19 protein-coding genes are annotated in these 15,295 nt (G+C 57.3%); 6 read left to right on the top strand and 13 right to left on the bottom strand.

What is annotated here, in order from left to right; genetic code table 11:
- The first annotated feature begins 6 nt into the window (after window positions 1–6).
- The 3 genes from AB182_RS08300 to AB182_RS08290 all read left to right on the top strand — a co-directional run bounded on the left by AB182_RS08300 (window position 7) and on the right by AB182_RS08290 (window position 1,557).
- The gene (locus AB182_RS08300) at window positions 7–546 is read left to right on the top strand and encodes an ester cyclase (RefSeq protein WP_047369687.1); all 540 of its coding nucleotides are present in this window, start codon (window positions 7–9) and stop codon (window positions 544–546) included.
- Between the two features lie 260 nt (window positions 547–806).
- Window positions 807–1,097 carry a DUF3601 domain-containing protein gene (locus AB182_RS08295; protein ID WP_047369686.1) on the top strand — a complete coding sequence of 97 codons (291 nt, stop codon included), beginning with the start codon at window positions 807–809 and terminating at the stop codon, window positions 1,095–1,097.
- A 124-nt stretch (window positions 1,098–1,221) separates the two neighbouring features.
- Entirely contained in the window at window positions 1,222–1,557 is a 336-nt protein-coding gene (locus AB182_RS08290; RefSeq protein ID WP_047369685.1) for a gamma-glutamylcyclotransferase family protein, read from the top strand.
- 58 nt (window positions 1,558–1,615) lie between these two features.
- Here AB182_RS08290 and AB182_RS08285 read toward each other — a convergent pair whose 3' ends face one another.
- Window positions 1,616–2,641 (bottom strand): LLM class flavin-dependent oxidoreductase, encoded by a 1,026-nt coding sequence (locus AB182_RS08285; RefSeq protein WP_047369684.1) that lies wholly within the window; start codon window positions 2,639–2,641, stop codon window positions 1,616–1,618.
- 144 nt (window positions 2,642–2,785) lie between these two features.
- Complete coding sequence (locus AB182_RS08280; protein ID WP_047369683.1) at window positions 2,786–3,670, bottom strand: LysR substrate-binding domain-containing protein; 885 nt, start codon at window positions 3,668–3,670, stop codon at window positions 2,786–2,788.
- Window positions 3,671–3,770: 100 nt separating this feature from the next.
- On the opposite strand from AB182_RS08280, the gene AB182_RS08275 reads away from it, so the two are divergent.
- Window positions 3,771–4,073 carry a carboxymuconolactone decarboxylase family protein gene (locus AB182_RS08275; protein WP_047369682.1) on the top strand — a complete coding sequence of 101 codons (303 nt, stop codon included), beginning with the start codon at window positions 3,771–3,773 and terminating at the stop codon, window positions 4,071–4,073.
- Window positions 4,074–4,077: 4 nt separating this feature from the next.
- Window positions 4,078–4,464, top strand: a complete 387-nt coding sequence (locus AB182_RS08270; protein ID WP_047369681.1) for a tautomerase family protein — start codon at window positions 4,078–4,080, stop codon at window positions 4,462–4,464.
- Between the two features lie 132 nt (window positions 4,465–4,596).
- On the opposite strand, the gene fusA is transcribed toward AB182_RS08270, so the two are convergent.
- Window positions 4,597–6,699 carry an elongation factor G gene (fusA, locus tag AB182_RS08265; protein WP_047369680.1) on the bottom strand — a complete coding sequence of 701 codons (2,103 nt, stop codon included), beginning with the start codon at window positions 6,697–6,699 and terminating at the stop codon, window positions 4,597–4,599.
- Window positions 6,700–6,940: 241 nt separating this feature from the next.
- Between fusA and AB182_RS08260 the strand changes: the two genes are divergently transcribed.
- On the top strand, window positions 6,941–7,252 hold the full coding sequence (locus AB182_RS08260) for an ArsR/SmtB family transcription factor (protein WP_047369679.1): 312 nt from the start codon (window positions 6,941–6,943) through the stop codon (window positions 7,250–7,252).
- Between the two features lie 148 nt (window positions 7,253–7,400).
- Here AB182_RS08260 and cobT read toward each other — a convergent pair whose 3' ends face one another.
- Genes cobT through cbiK form a run of 10 tightly spaced genes read right to left on the bottom strand, consistent with a single transcriptional unit; the run spans window position 7,401 to window position 15,290 of the window.
- Window positions 7,401–8,459 (bottom strand): nicotinate-nucleotide--dimethylbenzimidazole phosphoribosyltransferase, encoded by a 1,059-nt coding sequence (cobT, locus tag AB182_RS08255; protein WP_047369678.1) that lies wholly within the window; start codon window positions 8,457–8,459, stop codon window positions 7,401–7,403.
- A 28-nt stretch (window positions 8,460–8,487) separates the two neighbouring features.
- The gene (gene cobS / locus AB182_RS08250; RefSeq protein WP_047369677.1) at window positions 8,488–9,228 is read right to left on the bottom strand and encodes an adenosylcobinamide-GDP ribazoletransferase; all 741 of its coding nucleotides are present in this window, start codon (window positions 9,226–9,228) and stop codon (window positions 8,488–8,490) included.
- Window positions 9,225–9,770, bottom strand: a complete 546-nt coding sequence (gene cobU, locus AB182_RS08245) for a bifunctional adenosylcobinamide kinase/adenosylcobinamide-phosphate guanylyltransferase (RefSeq protein WP_047369676.1) — start codon at window positions 9,768–9,770, stop codon at window positions 9,225–9,227. The genes cobS and cobU overlap by 4 nt, the downstream gene beginning before the upstream one ends.
- The gene (locus AB182_RS08240; RefSeq protein ID WP_047369675.1) at window positions 9,764–11,287 is read right to left on the bottom strand and encodes a cobyric acid synthase; all 1,524 of its coding nucleotides are present in this window, start codon (window positions 11,285–11,287) and stop codon (window positions 9,764–9,766) included. Before AB182_RS08240 ends, cobU begins: the two co-directional genes overlap by 7 nt.
- Window positions 11,284–12,099 carry an energy-coupling factor ABC transporter ATP-binding protein gene (locus AB182_RS08235; RefSeq protein WP_047369674.1) on the bottom strand — a complete coding sequence of 272 codons (816 nt, stop codon included), beginning with the start codon at window positions 12,097–12,099 and terminating at the stop codon, window positions 11,284–11,286. The genes AB182_RS08240 and AB182_RS08235 overlap by 4 nt, the downstream gene beginning before the upstream one ends.
- Before the next feature lie 8 nt (window positions 12,100–12,107).
- The gene (locus tag AB182_RS08230) at window positions 12,108–12,788 is read right to left on the bottom strand and encodes an energy-coupling factor ABC transporter transmembrane protein (protein WP_047373223.1); all 681 of its coding nucleotides are present in this window, start codon (window positions 12,786–12,788) and stop codon (window positions 12,108–12,110) included.
- Window positions 12,772–13,053: an energy-coupling factor ABC transporter substrate-binding protein gene (locus tag AB182_RS08225; protein WP_047369673.1), complete on the bottom strand. Its 282-nt coding sequence runs from the start codon at window positions 13,051–13,053 to the stop codon at window positions 12,772–12,774. Before AB182_RS08225 ends, AB182_RS08230 begins: the two co-directional genes overlap by 17 nt.
- Before the next feature lies 1 nt (window position 13,054).
- Window positions 13,055–13,792 carry a cobalt ECF transporter S component CbiM gene (cbiM, locus tag AB182_RS08220; RefSeq protein WP_047369672.1) on the bottom strand — a complete coding sequence of 246 codons (738 nt, stop codon included), beginning with the start codon at window positions 13,790–13,792 and terminating at the stop codon, window positions 13,055–13,057.
- Entirely contained in the window at window positions 13,789–14,499 is a 711-nt protein-coding gene (locus AB182_RS08215) for a cobalt-factor II C(20)-methyltransferase (RefSeq protein WP_047369671.1), read from the bottom strand. The genes cbiM and AB182_RS08215 overlap by 4 nt, the downstream gene beginning before the upstream one ends.
- Complete coding sequence (cbiK, locus tag AB182_RS08210; RefSeq protein WP_047369670.1) at window positions 14,496–15,290, bottom strand: sirohydrochlorin cobaltochelatase; 795 nt, start codon at window positions 15,288–15,290, stop codon at window positions 14,496–14,498. The genes AB182_RS08215 and cbiK overlap by 4 nt, the downstream gene beginning before the upstream one ends.
- Window positions 15,291–15,295 lie beyond the last annotated feature (5 nt).

Below are 15,295 nucleotides of genomic sequence, written 5' to 3'. Positions count from 1 at the left end.
CCTTTTATGAAAAAAATAACGCTTTATCCTCCCCGTCTGGCAGCGCTTATGCTGCTTCCCATCTCCAGCGCTGTGTTTTCAGCCCCGCCTGAGCTGGTGAAACCCCATGAATTGATTGTGGAAAGCCATACATCATCAGCGCATGTGACTGCGCTTGAAACCGTTGCCCGACGTTACGCAACCTTCTGGAATACGGGTGATGAAGCCCTGGCCCGCGAGGCTCTGGCCGATAATTTTGTCGATAAGACGCCGCCTGAAGGCCGCAAGCAGGGGCCGGAAGGCGCGCTCCTGGCTTCCCGGGCCTTCCGTACCGCCGTTCCGGATCTGCGTTGTGAGGTTGAGCAGATGATCGTTGCAGGCGATCGCGTGGTATCGCACCTTCATTTCCGCGGACATTTCACGGGAACCTTCGGCAAACTAAAAGGAAAGGGCCAGCAGGTTGATTTCATCGCGACGGATATCTATCAGGTCAGGAACAATAAAATCACCGCGAACTGGCATCTTGAAGATAATCTGACCCTGATGAAACAACTGGGCGTGTTATAACATGACCGCTTAGGGAGCGGTGATACAGCCAGGCCGTTTGGCAAGGGTTGAAATAGTTCAGTATGCGCCACTGGCACCGCGAAGGGTGGCGATCAATAAGGGGCAGAGGTTCACGCTCTGCTCCACTCCTCGCTCTCAGCCGGCATCCAACCATTTTGCGTATACAACCCCCTTTTCGCCCCCTGTCCATGATCACATAAACTCCCCTCTTCCTGCGTTCTCGCCTATCATTGCCAGCGTCAGGCAAAGGAACCCACACCATGGACACCCACAAACTCAAACAAACCTACAGACATCTGGTTGCCGGTAAATATTATAAGGTGACGAAAACCTTCGTCGATTACGACAGGATCACCCGTTGCAAAGGTGACGTCTGGAAATTTGTGGGCTCAAGCTATTTGGCTTACGAGGATGGCTTGTCGCTGTTCTTCAGCATCAAAGGTAAGGTGGTACAAATCAGATTGCAGGCTATCCCGGAAGAACAAGGTCATATCACTGAACATCTCGAACAATACCTTGCAGAATATCACCCGTGGTGGCGATTCTGGTAATCCTTCGCCGCACAGCGATAACAAAACCCGATGAGCAACAGGTTGCGACGTGCGTGATAACCTCTTATTTTGAAGACACTTCTTTCCCCATTGGGGGCAATATTGCGTGAGCTAACGAGGGAAAATGGAACGCTTGTTTGTCTACGGGACACTACGCCCGGGCCACTCTAATGCATATATTCTGGAAAACATCGGCGGCGAGTGGCTGCCGGGGTATGTGACAGGCACGTTTTACGAACGCGGCTGGGGCGCGGCGGCAGATTTTCCGGGCATTGTTTTGCAGAAAAACGGAACGCAGGTCCAGGGTTACCTGTTTATCTCCGATAACCTTGAAGCACACTGGCCGATGCTGGATGAGTTTGAAGAGGGCTACGATCGCGTTGAGGTTGACGTCACCACTACGAATGGCGAGCGGGTCAGCGCCTGGATTTATCAGCTACAGCCGCAAGCTCACCCGTAAGCGATTTGAATGTGATGTAACGCCTCGCCTGTCGAACTGTGCGAGGCGTTATTACTTTTTAATCGCGCCAGCCCATCGCCGGAGCAACATGTTTCAGAATAGACTCAATCACATGCACGTTGTACTCCACACCCAGCTGATTTGGCACCGTCAGCAACAAGGTGTCGGCTTCGGCAATCGCCTCATCCTGTTTCAGTTGCTCGACAAGCTTGTCCGGCTCGGCGGCAAAGCTGCGTCCGAAGATAGCCCGGGTTTTCTCATCGAGAAAACCGACTTTATCGCTGTCGTCACGGCCTGAGCCGAAATACATCCGGTCCTGATCGTTCATCAGGGCAAAAATACTGCGGCTGACCGAAACACGCGGCGTACGGGTGTGCCCCGCTTCGGCCCAGGCTTCGCGGTAAGCACGGATCTGTTTTGCCTGCTGGATGTGGAACGGCTCGCCGGTTTCATCATCTTTCAGCGTCGAGCTTTGCAGATTCATCCCCAGCTTCGCCGCCCATACTGCCGTGGCGTTAGAGCCGGCCCCCCACCAGATACGCTCACGCAGTCCGTCGGAAAAGGGTTCAGGACGCAGCAGACCCGGCGGGTTCGGGAACATCGGTTGCGGATTGGGTTTCGCAAAACCTTCACCGCGCAGCACATCCAGCAGCACTTCGGTGTGGCGACGCGCCATATCCGACTCATTTTCCCCCTCAGACGGGGCGTAGCCAAAGTAGCGCCAGCCATCAATAACCTGCTCGGGGGAGCCACGGCTGATGCCCAGTTGTAAACGCCCACCGGAGATTAAATCGGCTGCCCCCGCGTCTTCAGCCATATAGAGCGGGTTCTCATAGCGCATATCGATAACGCCCGTGCCAATTTCGATTGTGCTGGTTTTCGCCCCAATCGCCGCCAATAGTGGGAACGGCGAGCTTAACTGCCGCGCAAAATGGTGCACCCTGAAATATGCGCCATCGGCCCCCAGTTCTTCGGCGGCAACCGCCAGATCGATGGATTGCAGCAACGCGTCAGCGGCCGAACGGGTTCCCGACTGCGGCGACGGCGTCCAGTGACCAAATGACAAAAATCCAATCTTCTTCATGACGTGGGTCCTTATTCTCAGGGAAATGTCGACAGGGCTTTGCTGTCTTTGCTGCCCACTACTCTACGCATTCGTCGATGAGAATAAATATCGTTTGTTTAACATAATGCATCAAATTAATTGACCGACATGCAAGAAAACACCTTATCTCACGTTCAACAACGCCGCTTCCATCAGTTGCCCCAGCTTCGCCCGCGCACCGGTATCTGCCGCATTCCCCTGCCCCTGCGCCAGCATGATCCCCAGCTTCCCCGGTGATGGCAGAATACCTCCCGCTACGCGAAGATTACCTGGCATTCCGACCCGCGTGCGCAATGTAATGCCCAGCCCCGCCTGTACCGCCGCCCAGATACCGCTCAGACTGTGGCTGACAAACACCACCCGCCAGGCAATGCCCGCCCGATCCAGACAGGCGGTGGCGCGCGATCGCATCAGACACGGATTTTCAAACATCACCAGCGGCAACGGCTCGCCCTTGGCCAGCAGTGTGCTGATGTCCAGTTCCGGATGCTGTATCCACTCCAGCTGGCACTGGCCGAGAAGTTTGCCTTCGCGCGGGGCGTTTTCCGGCTGCCACAGGAGTGCCATATCTAGCGCGTTGTCATCGAGCGCCGTGAGCAACGCCGGGTTGCGATCCACCCGGGCGATGATCCGCAGCCCCGGATGGTGGCGCTTGAATTCGCCCAGAATGCCGGGCATCAGCGACTCGCCAAAATCCTCCTGCATGCCAATGCTGATCTCCCCCTGCAGCAATTCGCCTTTCAGCGCCCGCTGTGCCTCATCATTGAGCGCCAGCAGACGACGGGCGTAGCCCATCAGGATCTCGCCATTGCGCGTTAACGCCAGGTGGCGGCCCTGTTTCACCACCAGTTCGGCATCGCACTGTTGTTCCAGCTTTTTAAGCTGCGCGCTTACCGCCGACGTTGAGCGACACAGGCGGCTTGCTGCCAGTGCAAAGCTGCCGCATTCAATGCCGGTTACAAAACTGCGCAGGGCATCGAGGTCGAGCGTCAGGGGAAGTTTGTTCATTATCGTCCTGAAATACGGGATTGTTGATTGCATATAATTTGATTTTCAGGATGAAACTATCGCGCCACAATCGCCTCACTGTCAATACGGAGAGAACACCATGGCGAAGTCCCTCGATCGTGAAACCCTGGCCCGCGTCGCACCGAAGCTGGCCGAGCTCAGCCAGGAAGTGCTGTTCAATGATATCTGGAAACGTGAGGCGCTTTCCCCGCGCGAGCGCAGCCTGATCACGCTGGGTGCGTTGACGGCGCTGGGCCGCGTACAGCAACTCCCCTGGCATATCAACTTCGCACAGCAAAATGGCCTGAGCCGTGAAGAGATAGCCGAAGTCTTCACCCACCTGGCGTTCTACGCGGGCTGGCCTGCGGCGGTGTCCGCCCTCGGTTGTCTGGAAGAGGAGTAAACACATGCCTTTCACCCGTATCACCCTGCGTCAGGGGTATAGCGACGCGCAGATCACGCAGATTTCCGACATCCTGCAACAGACGCTGGAGGACGAGTTTTCTGTTCCGCCCGGCGACCGTTTTCAGGTGTTTGAAGCGCTGCCGGCCAAGCAGCGGGTGTTTGACCGCCACTATAAAAGCGGCGGGCGCAGCGACAATTTCATCCAGTTTCATATCCTGGCGGGCAAACCCCGAACGCGTGCGCAAAAGCAAAATTTCTGCCGCGTACTGTGCCAACGGCTGCAGAGCGCGCTGGATATTCACCCAAATGATGTGATGGTGATGATCCAGTTCAATACCGCCGACGAATGGAGTTTCAGCCAGGGTCAATTGCTGTCGGAGGAGGCGTAATGATTACGCCGCCATCCGGGAAGGTTGTGAATCGCAGATACCCCGGATCTCCGGGCTACGTCTGGGTCAGGGTGAGAAAAAATGCCCATAAAAAACCCCGCCGAAGCGGGGTTTTCATTTACAGCCAACAGATTATGCTTTGGCGCGGCTGGCAATGATGTCGTCCGCCACATTGCGCGGGGCTTCCGCGTAATGATGGAACTCCATGCTGTAGGTCGCACGGCCCTGCGACATGGAACGCAGCGTGGTGGAGTAACCAAACATCTCCGCCAGCGGCACGTCGGCGCGGATAATCTGGCTACCGAAGCGCTCTTCCATACCCTGCACCATCCCGCGACGGGAAGAGAGGTCACCCATGATATTCCCGGCGTACTCTTCCGGCGTTTCCACTTCCACATGCATAATCGGCTCCAGGATCGCCGGGTCCGCTTTGCGGGCGCCATCTTTAAAGCCGAAGATCGCTGCCATGCGGAAGGCCATTTCCGAGGAGTCGACATCGTGGTACGAACCAAACGTCAGGGTCGCTTTCACGTCCACCACCGGATACCCCGCCAGCACGCCATTGTTCATGGCTTCGCGCAGCCCTTTTTCCACGGATGGAATGTACTCGCGCGGCACTACGCCGCCTTTGGTGGCATCTTCAAACACAAAGCCACTGCCCGGCTCCAGCGGTTCCAGACTCAGCACGACATGGCCGTACTGCCCTTTACCACCGGACTGGCGCACAAATTTCCCTTCAATCTCTTTCACCGCTTTACGCAACGTCTCACGGTAAGTGACCTGCGGACGCCCGATATTCGCTTCCACGCCGAACTCACGTTTCATACGGTCGACGATAATTTCCAGATGTAACTCGCCCATCCCGGAAATAATGGTCTGCCCGGATTCTTCGTCAGTGTGAAGACGGAACGACGGGTCTTCGGACGCCAGGCGTTGCAAAGCGATACCCATCTTTTCCTGGTCCGCTTTGGTTTTCGGCTCAATGGCCAGCGAAATCACCGGTTCCGGGAACTCCATCCGCTCCAGGGTGATCACCGCATCCGGATCACTCAGGGTGTCGCCGGTGGTCACATCTTTCAGCCCCACACAGGCGGCAATATCGCCCGCCCGTAGCTCGTCGACTTCATGGCGATCGTTGGCATGCATCTGCACGATACGACCAATACGCTCTTTCTTACCTTTCACCGGGTTCCATACCGCATCGCCTTTTTTCAGCACGCCGGAATAGACACGGATAAAGGTCAGTTGACCCACGTACGGGTCGGTCATCAGTTTAAACGCCAGAGCCGAGAACGGCTCGTCGTCGCTCGGATGACGTTCCGCAGGCTGGCCTTTTTCGTCCACGCCCTGAATCGCCGGAATATCCAGCGGCGATGGCATCAGCTCAATCACCGCATCGAGCATGCGCTGCACCCCTTTGTTTTTAAAGGCGCTGCCGCACAGCATCGGCTGGATCTCACCGGCTACGGTACGTTTACGCAGCCCGGCGATGATTTCTGCTTCGTCCAGCGAGCCGGTTTCCAGGTACTTGTCCATCAGTTCATCGCTAGCTTCGGCTGCCGCAGAGACCATTTTTTCACGCCATTCCTGGGCGGTGGCCAGCAGATCATCCGGCACAGGCGCATAGCTAAAGGTCATGCCCTGGGTAGCGTCATCCCACACAATGGCGCGCATTTTGATGAGATCCACCACGCCGGTGAAATGTTCCTCTGCGCCGATAGGGATAACAATCGGCACCGGGTTGGCTTTCAGGCGGTCAATCATCATCTGCACCACGCGGAAGAAATCCGCGCCGGGGCGGTCCATTTTGTTGACGAACGCCAGGCGCGGCACATGGTATTTGTTGGCCTGCCGCCAGACGGTTTCCGATTGTGGCTGTACGCCGCCAACGGAGTCATAAACCATCACTGCGCCATCCAGTACACGCATGGATCGTTCCACTTCAATGGTGAAATCCACGTGCCCTGGGGTGTCGATGATATTGATGCGGTGCGGTTCGTAACCTCGGTCCATACCGGGCCAGAAGCAGCTTACCGCCGCGGACGTAATGGTAATCCCGCGCTCTTGCTCCTGTTCCATCCAGTCGGTTGTTGCCGCGCCATCGTGTACTTCACCCAGTTTGTGGCTCATCCCGGTGTAAAACAGGATGCGTTCTGTGGTTGTCGTTTTACCGGCATCGATGTGCGCGGAGATACCGATGTTGCGATAACGTTCGAGGGGGATGGGTCGGGGCATGATGCGTCCTTAGTCAGTTTGACAATAAATGGCCGATATGGCCGGTTAGGTTTCGCAGACTATAATAGTCCAACTGTACGAGTATTCTAGTACTATTTTTAAATTTTGCGCTATCATTGAGATTGTTGGACCTGATGCATGGCGCATAGCCGTGCCTGTACGCATCGGGTATATTACCGGCCAGCCGCCGATACGGGCTGCTGCTCATCATGAGCAGAGCAACCGCCGACTCAGGAAAACTATGATTGCGAACCACCCCGATACCGAACAAATATTGCTCGAAAACGTCCTTTTTGCCCTTGGTAACCCTTTGCGCCTGGCGATGATCAAGCGCCTCGCCGATGGCAGTGAGTTGAGTTGTAATGCGCTGCGCCCGGAAGATGTGGCGAAATCTACGATGACCCATCACTGGCGCGTGTTGCGCGATAGCGGCGTGGTCTGGCAGCGTCCGCAGGGGCGGGAGAATATGATTTCGTTACGCAGGGAAGATTTGGACACCCGTTTTCCTGGGCTGCTGGATACGTTGTTGCAGGTGATGCAGGCGGGGAGATAAGTCCCTTCACCCCGGCAAGGGAGAAAAACACGTTGTGCCGTTGGTGGCATTCCCGGATGCGGCGTAAACGCCTTATCCGGGCTACGACCGGTTTTCTCCCTCTCCCCCGGGGAGAGGGTTGGGGTGAGGGGATCGTTCGAGCGGTTTGTTACTTCGTCTCAGGCAAAACAATATTACTGCCAGCCAGCGTCCCCATGTTGTTGTGCATCGCGCAGGCGGCATCCACCAGTTGCATGGCTAATGCCGCACCGCTGCCCTCGCCCAGACGCATCCCCATATTGAGATAGGGCTCGAGGCCAAGGTTTTGCAGGGCAATACGCGCCCCTTTCTCCGCCGAAAGATGCGATGGGATCAGGTAATCCTTCACCTTCGGTTCGATACGGCACGCGGCCAGCGCCGAGGCATAGGATAAGAAACCGTCCAGCACCACGGGCAGGCCACATGATGCGGCGCCGATCATCACGCCAGCCATCCCCAGCAGATCAAAACCGCCCACTTTCGCCAGCACATCCAGCCCATTGGTTGCATCAGGCTTATTGATCTCAATGGCACGACGCACCACCTGCGCTTTATGCCCCAGCTGTGATTCCGGCAAATTCGCACCAATCCCCACCACCGACTCCGGCGCTTCCCCGGTCAGCACGCTGACAATCGCCGCAGCAGGGGTGGTGTTCGCCATACCCAGCTCGCCCACGCCAAAAAGCTGCACGCCATCAGCCGCCTGTTCACGGGTATAACGGATGGTTTCCAGCAGCAGTTCCTGCGCCTGCGCGGCACTCATCGCCGGGCCCTGCGCGATGTTATTACTGCCGCGCGCAACCTTCATGTTCACAAGCCCTGGGATCGGATCGCTGTCGATACCGACATCGAGCACATGCACTTTCGCTCCGGCCTGCGCCGCCAGCACGCAAACGCCCGTGGTCCCCTGGGTCATATTTGCCGCCTGAATAACCGTCACCACCTGCGGTGAAATCGCCACCCCTTCGTGCCAGACGCCATGATCGGCACACATCACGATGATGGCTTTCTTCCCTGTCTGCGGTTTACCACCTAACCCCGGCATCCCGGCGAGCTGCACCGCCAGCGACTCCAGGCGTCCCAGGCTTCCGGGCGGCTTGAGTAAACCATCAATATGCTGTTGCGCCTGCGTCATCGCCCTTTGATCGAGCGCGGGAATTGCTGCCAGTAACGAAGTCAGTGTTTGCATAGGAATTCTCAGTAGTGGTAAGGGCCGCTCAGAGCAGCGCCATAAGGAAAACCAGTTCACCCAGTTCAATGGCGGCACCCAACGTGTCGCCCGTTTGCCCGCCGAGCGTGCGTTTAAGCAGCAGGCCGAGCAGAAAAATCGCCAGCGCGGTTATCAGCAACGCTGTCAGACCACGCGTCCCTTCCAGCCCCACCGCCACCAGCAGCGCAAAAGCCAGCGTGATAACGGTCTGCGTGAACGTAACCTTGCCGATAAACAAATTGCCCAGCCCCTCTTCCCGGGCGTAGCGATGACCATACATCATCACCACCGCGCACCCGCGCCCGGCGGCACAAGCCGCAGCGAACGCCGCAGGCATAGCAAGCCCACGCAGGGAGAGTTCGCTGATAACCAGGATTTTCGCCACCAGCACAAACACCAGCGCCAGCCCACCGTGGGTACCCAGGCGGCTGTCGCGCATGATCTCCAGCATCCGCTCGCGCGTGCGGGCAGAGAAGACCCCATCGCAGGTATCCGCCAGGCCGTCGAGATGAAACCCACCGGTCAGTAACGCCAGCGCCAGAACCGCAAACAATGCCGCCAACGGCGCCCCACACCAGGGCTGGAGCAACATAAACAGGCCGCCGCTGATACCGCCAAGCACCACGCCGACAAAGGGAAAAGTGACGATACCGCGCACGTAATCTTCGACATCCAGCCCCTGAACCAGGCGAGCGGGCACCGGCAAGCGGCTGATAAACGACAGCGTGGCAAAAAACAGCCTGATCATTTGATTTTGACTCCAATCCCGGACACCACCAGCCAGACATTATCCGCCGCCTGCGCCAGACGTTGATTCACCCGCCCGGCGATATCGCGAAAATGCCGCGCCAGACGGTTCTCCGGCACAATCCCCATGCCCACTTCGTTGGTCACCAGCACTATCGGTGCCGGACAACGCGCACAAGCGGCAATGAGCCGTTCGATCTCTTCCTGCACCCGCGCTTCCAGCAGCGCATAGTCCCAGCCGTCCGGGTCGCTGTCGCCACCGTGCGCGAACAGCAGGTTGGTCACCATCGTGGTAATGCACTCCAGTAAAATGGCCTCATCCGGGGCGTTAGCGGCGGTGATGATATCGGTCAGATCCTGCCAGCGCTCTTCGGTACGCCAGTGCGCCGGGCGGCCGTCCCGATGGTGCTGAATACGAGCCGCCATCTCCTCATCAAAAATTTGCGAAGTGGCGATATAGAGAACGCCCTTCGCGTTTGCAACCAGCGATTCAGCGTGTCGGCTTTTGCCACTACGCGCCCCACCTGTAACCAGCGTTAACATGCGCGTTCCTGATGTTGATGCATAATCTGATAGATCCTGTCGATGTCGATGTTCTCGCGCATGGCGTCTGCCAGCAGGTCAAACTGCTGCGCCTTGTAGCGCGCATAATCGACCATGCTATCCAGCGGCGGCAAGCCTTTGCGCACGCGCAGCGCGTTAATCAGCGTGCGGGTAAAATCGTTGCTGTCAAAAAGCCCGTGCAGATAGGTGCCAGACACCAGTCCGTCTTCGCTGACCGCACCGTCGGCAATGCGTTGCCCTTCTTTTTCCAGCCATAGCATCGGACGGCATCCATCATGCAGGGTGGTTTCCCCCATATGTATTTCATAACCGTGCAACGCAATATCCCCGCAGGCCGCCAGCAGTCCGGGTAGTTTTTCCTGGACTGTGGCCGCCACCAGCGTGGTGGTTTTGTTCTGTGCAAAATGGGTGACGATATTGAGCAGCCCCAGCCCCGGTAGCGTACCGAGCCCTGATTCCACTTCATCGACAATGGTTTCACCCAGCATCTGGTAGCCGCCACAGACCCCCAGTACCGGCACGCCCTGCCGATGCTGCTGTAAGACTGCCTGCGCCAGCCCGCTCTGCTGCAGCCAGGTGAGATCCCCCAGCGTATTCTTGCTGCCGGGCAGGATGACGAGATCGGTATTTTGCAACTCTTGCGGCGAGCGCACGTAGTGCACACGTACGTCCGGTTGCGCGGCAAGGGCGTTAAAATCGGTGAAATTCGAGATGTGCGGCAACTGCACTACGGCAATATCAATGGCTCGCTCTCCGGTGCGCTGGTATTTACCGCGCTGCAATGCTACGCCGTCTTCGTCTTCTAAATCCACGTCCAGCCAGGGCATCACGCCCAACACCGGCACACCGGTCAGGTCTTCAATCTGTTTGATGCCGGGCGTCAGCAGGGCCACGTCGCCGCGGAATTTATTAATGATGACCCCTTTCACGCGCCAACGTTCATGTTCCTGCAACAGCGCCAGGGTGCCATAAATCGCGGCGAAGACGCCCCCCCTGTCGATATCTGCCACCAGCACCACCGGGCACTGCGCCATCTCTGCCATACCCATATTAACGATATCGCGATCGCGCAGATTAATTTCCGCCGGGCTGCCTGCCCCTTCCAGCACAATGGCGTCGTATTCATGAGCCAGACTCTGGTAGACGTGGATAATCTGCTCGCGCAGGCGTGGTTTGTAGTCGTGATAGCTGACGGCGTCCATATCGGTCGCCACTTTACCCATTAACACCACCTGCGCTTTGCGGTCGCTGGTGGGCTTAAGCAATACCGGGTTCATGCGCACATCCGGCACAATCCCTGCTGCCTCTGCCTGAAAAATTTGCGCGCGCCCCATCTCCTGGCCGCCTGGGGTAATACCCGAGTTAAGCGCCATATTCTGCGATTTAAAGGGGGCGGTTTTTAATCCATCCTGATACAGGATGCGACAAAGCCCGGCCACCAGCACGCTTTTGCCCACATCTGATGCCGTTCCCTGCAACATTATCGCCAGTGTCATGACGCCTCCTTAACAGGCATTGCCCGCATGCGGGTATAAAATTCAGCTTCACTTTTGCACAGCGGCATACCCAGTTCGGTATGCAGCTTTACCAGCCATGGCTGCGTTAACCCGGCCTGTTCAATTTGCGCTTTTTGGGCAAACACCTCGCCCGGCGTGCCGTACGCCAGCATTTCGCCGCGGCGTAGAACATACACCGCATCGCAAATCTCATAAATCAAATCAATATCATGGCTGGAAATCACCACATGATTTCCCTGCGCCACAATTCGCTGAATAATCGCGATCATCTGCGTGCGCCCGGAGGGATCCAGCCCGGCAGTCGGTTCATCCAGCAGCAAATATTTGGCCTGTAATACCAGCGCCCCGGCAATGGCGATGCGTTTTTTCTGCCCATGGCTCAGGCACTGAATCGGCTGATGGCGAAAAGCTTGCGCATCCACCAGCGTGAGTGCATCGTCGGTGCGCCTGGCAATCTCATCTTCCGCCACGCCAATATTGCGCAGGGCAAAAGCGATGTCGCTGTCGATGTCAGTGTAGAAAATCTGCTGATCGGGATCCTGAAACACGGTCGCAACCTTCTGGCGCAGCGCAAGCAGCCCGCGTTTGCTGTAATCAAGCGGTTTTCCCTGCCACAGCACCGCTCCTTGCTGCGGGCGCAAAATTCCGCTCAGATTCATAAACAGCGTCGATTTGCCGCAGCCGTTCGCCCCCACCAGCCCCGTGACAGGCTGGCGTGAGAAATCAAGCGTTAACCCTTTCAGGGTGCGCTCGTCCTGATAACTGAACCACAGCCCGTCGGTCGCCAGCATGCCATTCCTTACAGGTGAAAATCACCCTGATAGAGTTTGATATCCAGCGTGGTCGCCATCTCTTTGTAACGCAGCAACACGCGGGTAAATAAAAGCCCAACCAGCATCGCCAGCGAGCGGTATCCCAGCGGCAAGGTACGATAACCAAAACGCAGCGTTTGCGCCCGGTGGATTGCCGCCGCCTCCTCCAGCAGGATGAAGATAAACCGCCAGGTCAGCAGAATTTGTTCGGTCAACAGACGCGGCACTCGCCCCTTTCGGAGTAGCACGATGAGTTGCGGAAACGGCAAGTTCAGCACCAGCCAGAAGGTTGCCGCCAGCGCCGCCAGGCTGCGCCAGAAGGTGGTATTAGCCATTGTCAGCCCTTCCGGCAAAACGCCCAGCCAGTAGCTTCCCAACGGGATGCCCACCAACAAATGCTGCGGATCCTGAGTGACGCTAAACAGTATCGTCAGCACCCCCACCAGCAAAAAACCGATGGGGATAGCCATCCAGCGCAACCAGCGCCAAAACGAAATGCGCAGCAGCCAGCAGGTAAAGGCCGCCAGCGCCACCAACAACACCCCCTGCCCGACAGGAGGCAGCGAAAACGCCAGGATCATCATCGCCAGCCAGAGAAAGAATTTGCGCTCCGGGGCAACAGAGAACCAGCGGCTCTGGTAGCTCAGCCGATCAAGCCCGTTCGTCAGCACGCTGCCTGCCTTTCATATAGCCCAGGATGTAGAAGATAACCGCCGCGCCCATCGATCCTTGCAGGGTAAAGAGCAGGCTTTCAATTTCCCCGCTGGCAGGTTCATACAGCGGCTGGAACCAGGGTTTATAATGCGGCGCGACGACCTGAATCTGGCTTTCCGCCTCGCCGTCGGAGCCACCGAACGCACCGCCGTGATTAATAAAAAACGGCAGGATCACCAGCGCGATAACCATCGCAAGCAAAATCAGTGTCTTTTTCATCTTAATGTCCTTGTGCGGCGATCAGCTGGCGTTTGGTGAGCTGATCGTAAATCATCACTGTAAGCAGCCCTTCGGCAATCGCGATGGGGATCTGAGTCAGGCAGAAGATGCCCATAAATTTGACGATGGAACCGGTCGCGCCGGACTGCGGATCAGGGAACGCCACGCCAAGCTGCACGGAGGTGACAAAATAGGTCACCAGGTCGGCGAGCATGGCGCACAAGAAGACCCCAACATCACGACGAATACCTGCACGGCAGGCCATCTGCCAGACCAGATAACCGACGACGGGTCCGATCACTGCCATTGACATGCCATTTGCTCCAAGTGTGGTCAGGCCACCGTGCGCCAGCAACAGCGCCTGAAACAGCAGCACAATCGCACCGAGGATAGCCACCACACCCGGCCCGAAGAGAATAACCGCAAGGCCCACGCCAGTCGGGTGCGAGCAACTGCCGGTCACCGACGGGATTTTTAGCGCCGACAGCACGAAGATAAACGCGCCGCAAAGTGCCAGCAGCACCTTCTGGTTACCGTCTTCCGAGACAATACGGCGCAGGCGCACCAGCCCGTACCACAAACAAGGAAGAAATAACATCCACCAGGCCAGCGCCCACATCGGCGGTAAAAAGCCTTCCATAATGTGCATGGCAAATGCCTGCTCCGGTACGACAAGCAGCAACAGACCTGCTGCCAGCCCGCTTAACGACAGGCGTTTAAGCTGTTGTTCCCGTTTCATAGCCTCTCCCACTGTTTATTCACCAGAATCGTCGAAAAATATGGCAGTGCCTGTTCGTCGCTTACCTCTGCAAGTCGCCGCCAGCATTGCTCTCCCGGTAGGGTCGCCTCAGCCATCATCAATGCGCGGTCAAGCAATCCGGCATCGGCCAGCAACGCTTTGATACGCGCGAAACGGCCATAGACTTTCATCAACACCAGGCTGTCGTGGTTCGCCAGCGCCTGGGTAATCTCTTCCTCTGGCGCGGTACAGGAGACCACCGCCAGCGACTGTTGCTCCATGGCCAGCGGGGTTTGCGTGCGCGCGGCGATGGCGGCAAAAGAGGTCACGCCCGGCACAATTTCCAGCCAGTCAGGACGCCCCAGGCGCTGTAATAAGAAGACCCAGGTGCTGAACAGCATGGCATCGCCCAGGGTGATGAACCCCACCTGCTTGCCGGCCTCGGTTTCTGCGCTAAGCGCGGCGGCCACTTCATCCCAGACGGCTTCTTTTTCCGCGCTGTCGGCGCTCATCGGGAAATGGGTACAGCGGATTTCCGTCTGCTTGCCCAGATACTCCCGCACGATAGAGAGCGCCAGGCTATCTCCCCCTTTGCGCCCTGCCGGGGCATAGAGCACATCGAGCTTGCCGAGAATGCGCGCGGCGCGCACGGTGAGAAGGTCGCTGGCTCCGGGGCCAATCCCTAATGCGTACAGTCTGCCGCTCATGCCGCCACCTCCAGTGACTGGCTCAGCGCCTGATGCAGATGTGCGACAAACATCGCGCGGATAGCCGGGTTTTCACCCAGCCCCTGCAACCAGGGCGTTGCGGCAATCCCGACCCGTTCAAACTGTGTTTTCCATGAGTCTTCATCATCAGACGCCATATCGTTAATGGCGTGATCGCCGGCCACCAGCATCAGCGGCATCAGGTGCACCGCGCTAATGCCTTCGCGGCGTAGACTGTCGATCAGCACATCGACTTCCGGGTAACTTTCCACTGCGCCGACACGCGCCGGGAAACGGTGCGCCGCCATCATATGATCGAGGCAGGCGTAAGCGGCGAAGGCGTGGTGGCTGGCCCCGTGGCCCATAAACACGACTTTTTCACCCTCTGTCAGCACCGGCATCTGGCGAGCCAGCGCCTGCATCAGGAGCATGTAGTCATCGTTGCTACTGAGCAGTGGTGCACCGATCACCATGCGTTTGAAGAGATGCCGCAGGGTTTGTACCTCACGGACAATTTTTTCGTATTCATCACCGTTAATAATGTGCAACGACTGGATCGCCACATCCTGATAGCCCAGGTCGGCCAGTTTTTGCAGTGCCTGCAAAGGGGTGTCGATATGCAGATTGTCCCGACGTTTGAGCTTTCGAATGATCATTCCAGAGGTAAATGCCCGAAAAAACGTGCGATCGGGGCAACTGGCGGCCAGTTCCCTTTCACAGGCCACAATGTTCTTTTCACAGGTGTCGTGATAGCTGGTGCCGAAACTCACCACCAGAAGCGCTTTTTTCATGTTCT

Source organism: Phytobacter ursingii, assembly GCF_001022135.1.
Classification (GTDB): Bacteria; Pseudomonadota; Gammaproteobacteria; order Enterobacterales; family Enterobacteriaceae; genus Phytobacter; species Phytobacter ursingii.
This window is presented reverse-complemented; position numbering and strand designations above follow the sequence as displayed.

Bases quoted from the DNA above. Each gene is read 5' to 3' on its own strand.
- cobT (WP_047369678.1), bottom strand. From the start codon at position 8,459: ATGCAAACACTGACTTCGTTACTGGCAGCAATTCCCGCGCTCGATCAA.
- AB182_RS08240 (WP_047369675.1), bottom strand. From the start codon at position 11,287: ATGACACTGGCGATAATGTTGCAGGGAACGGCATCAGATGTGGGCAAA.
- fusA (WP_047369680.1), bottom strand. From the start codon at position 6,699: ATGCCCCGACCCATCCCCCTCGAACGTTATCGCAACATCGGTATCTCC.
- AB182_RS08285 (WP_047369684.1), bottom strand. From the start codon at position 2,641: ATGAAGAAGATTGGATTTTTGTCATTTGGTCACTGGACGCCGTCGCCG.
- AB182_RS08225 (WP_047369673.1), bottom strand. From the start codon at position 13,053: ATGAAAAAGACACTGATTTTGCTTGCGATGGTTATCGCGCTGGTGATC.
- AB182_RS08300 (WP_047369687.1), top strand. From the start codon at position 7: ATGAAAAAAATAACGCTTTATCCTCCCCGTCTGGCAGCGCTTATGCTG.
- cbiM (WP_047369672.1), bottom strand. From the start codon at position 13,792: ATGAAACGGGAACAACAGCTTAAACGCCTGTCGTTAAGCGGGCTGGCA.
- AB182_RS08275 (WP_047369682.1), top strand. From the start codon at position 3,771: ATGGCGAAGTCCCTCGATCGTGAAACCCTGGCCCGCGTCGCACCGAAG.
- AB182_RS08260 (WP_047369679.1), top strand. From the start codon at position 6,941: ATGATTGCGAACCACCCCGATACCGAACAAATATTGCTCGAAAACGTC.
- AB182_RS08270 (WP_047369681.1), top strand. From the start codon at position 4,078: ATGCCTTTCACCCGTATCACCCTGCGTCAGGGGTATAGCGACGCGCAG.
- AB182_RS08235 (WP_047369674.1), bottom strand. From the start codon at position 12,099: ATGCTGGCGACCGACGGGCTGTGGTTCAGTTATCAGGACGAGCGCACC.
- AB182_RS08215 (WP_047369671.1), bottom strand. From the start codon at position 14,499: ATGAGCGGCAGACTGTACGCATTAGGGATTGGCCCCGGAGCCAGCGAC.
- AB182_RS08295 (WP_047369686.1), top strand. From the start codon at position 807: ATGGACACCCACAAACTCAAACAAACCTACAGACATCTGGTTGCCGGT.
- cobU (WP_047369676.1), bottom strand. From the start codon at position 9,770: ATGTTAACGCTGGTTACAGGTGGGGCGCGTAGTGGCAAAAGCCGACAC.
- cobS (WP_047369677.1), bottom strand. From the start codon at position 9,228: ATGATCAGGCTGTTTTTTGCCACGCTGTCGTTTATCAGCCGCTTGCCG.
- AB182_RS08290 (WP_047369685.1), top strand. From the start codon at position 1,222: ATGGAACGCTTGTTTGTCTACGGGACACTACGCCCGGGCCACTCTAAT.
- AB182_RS08280 (WP_047369683.1), bottom strand. From the start codon at position 3,670: ATGAACAAACTTCCCCTGACGCTCGACCTCGATGCCCTGCGCAGTTTT.
- cbiK (WP_047369670.1), bottom strand. From the start codon at position 15,290: ATGAAAAAAGCGCTTCTGGTGGTGAGTTTCGGCACCAGCTATCACGAC.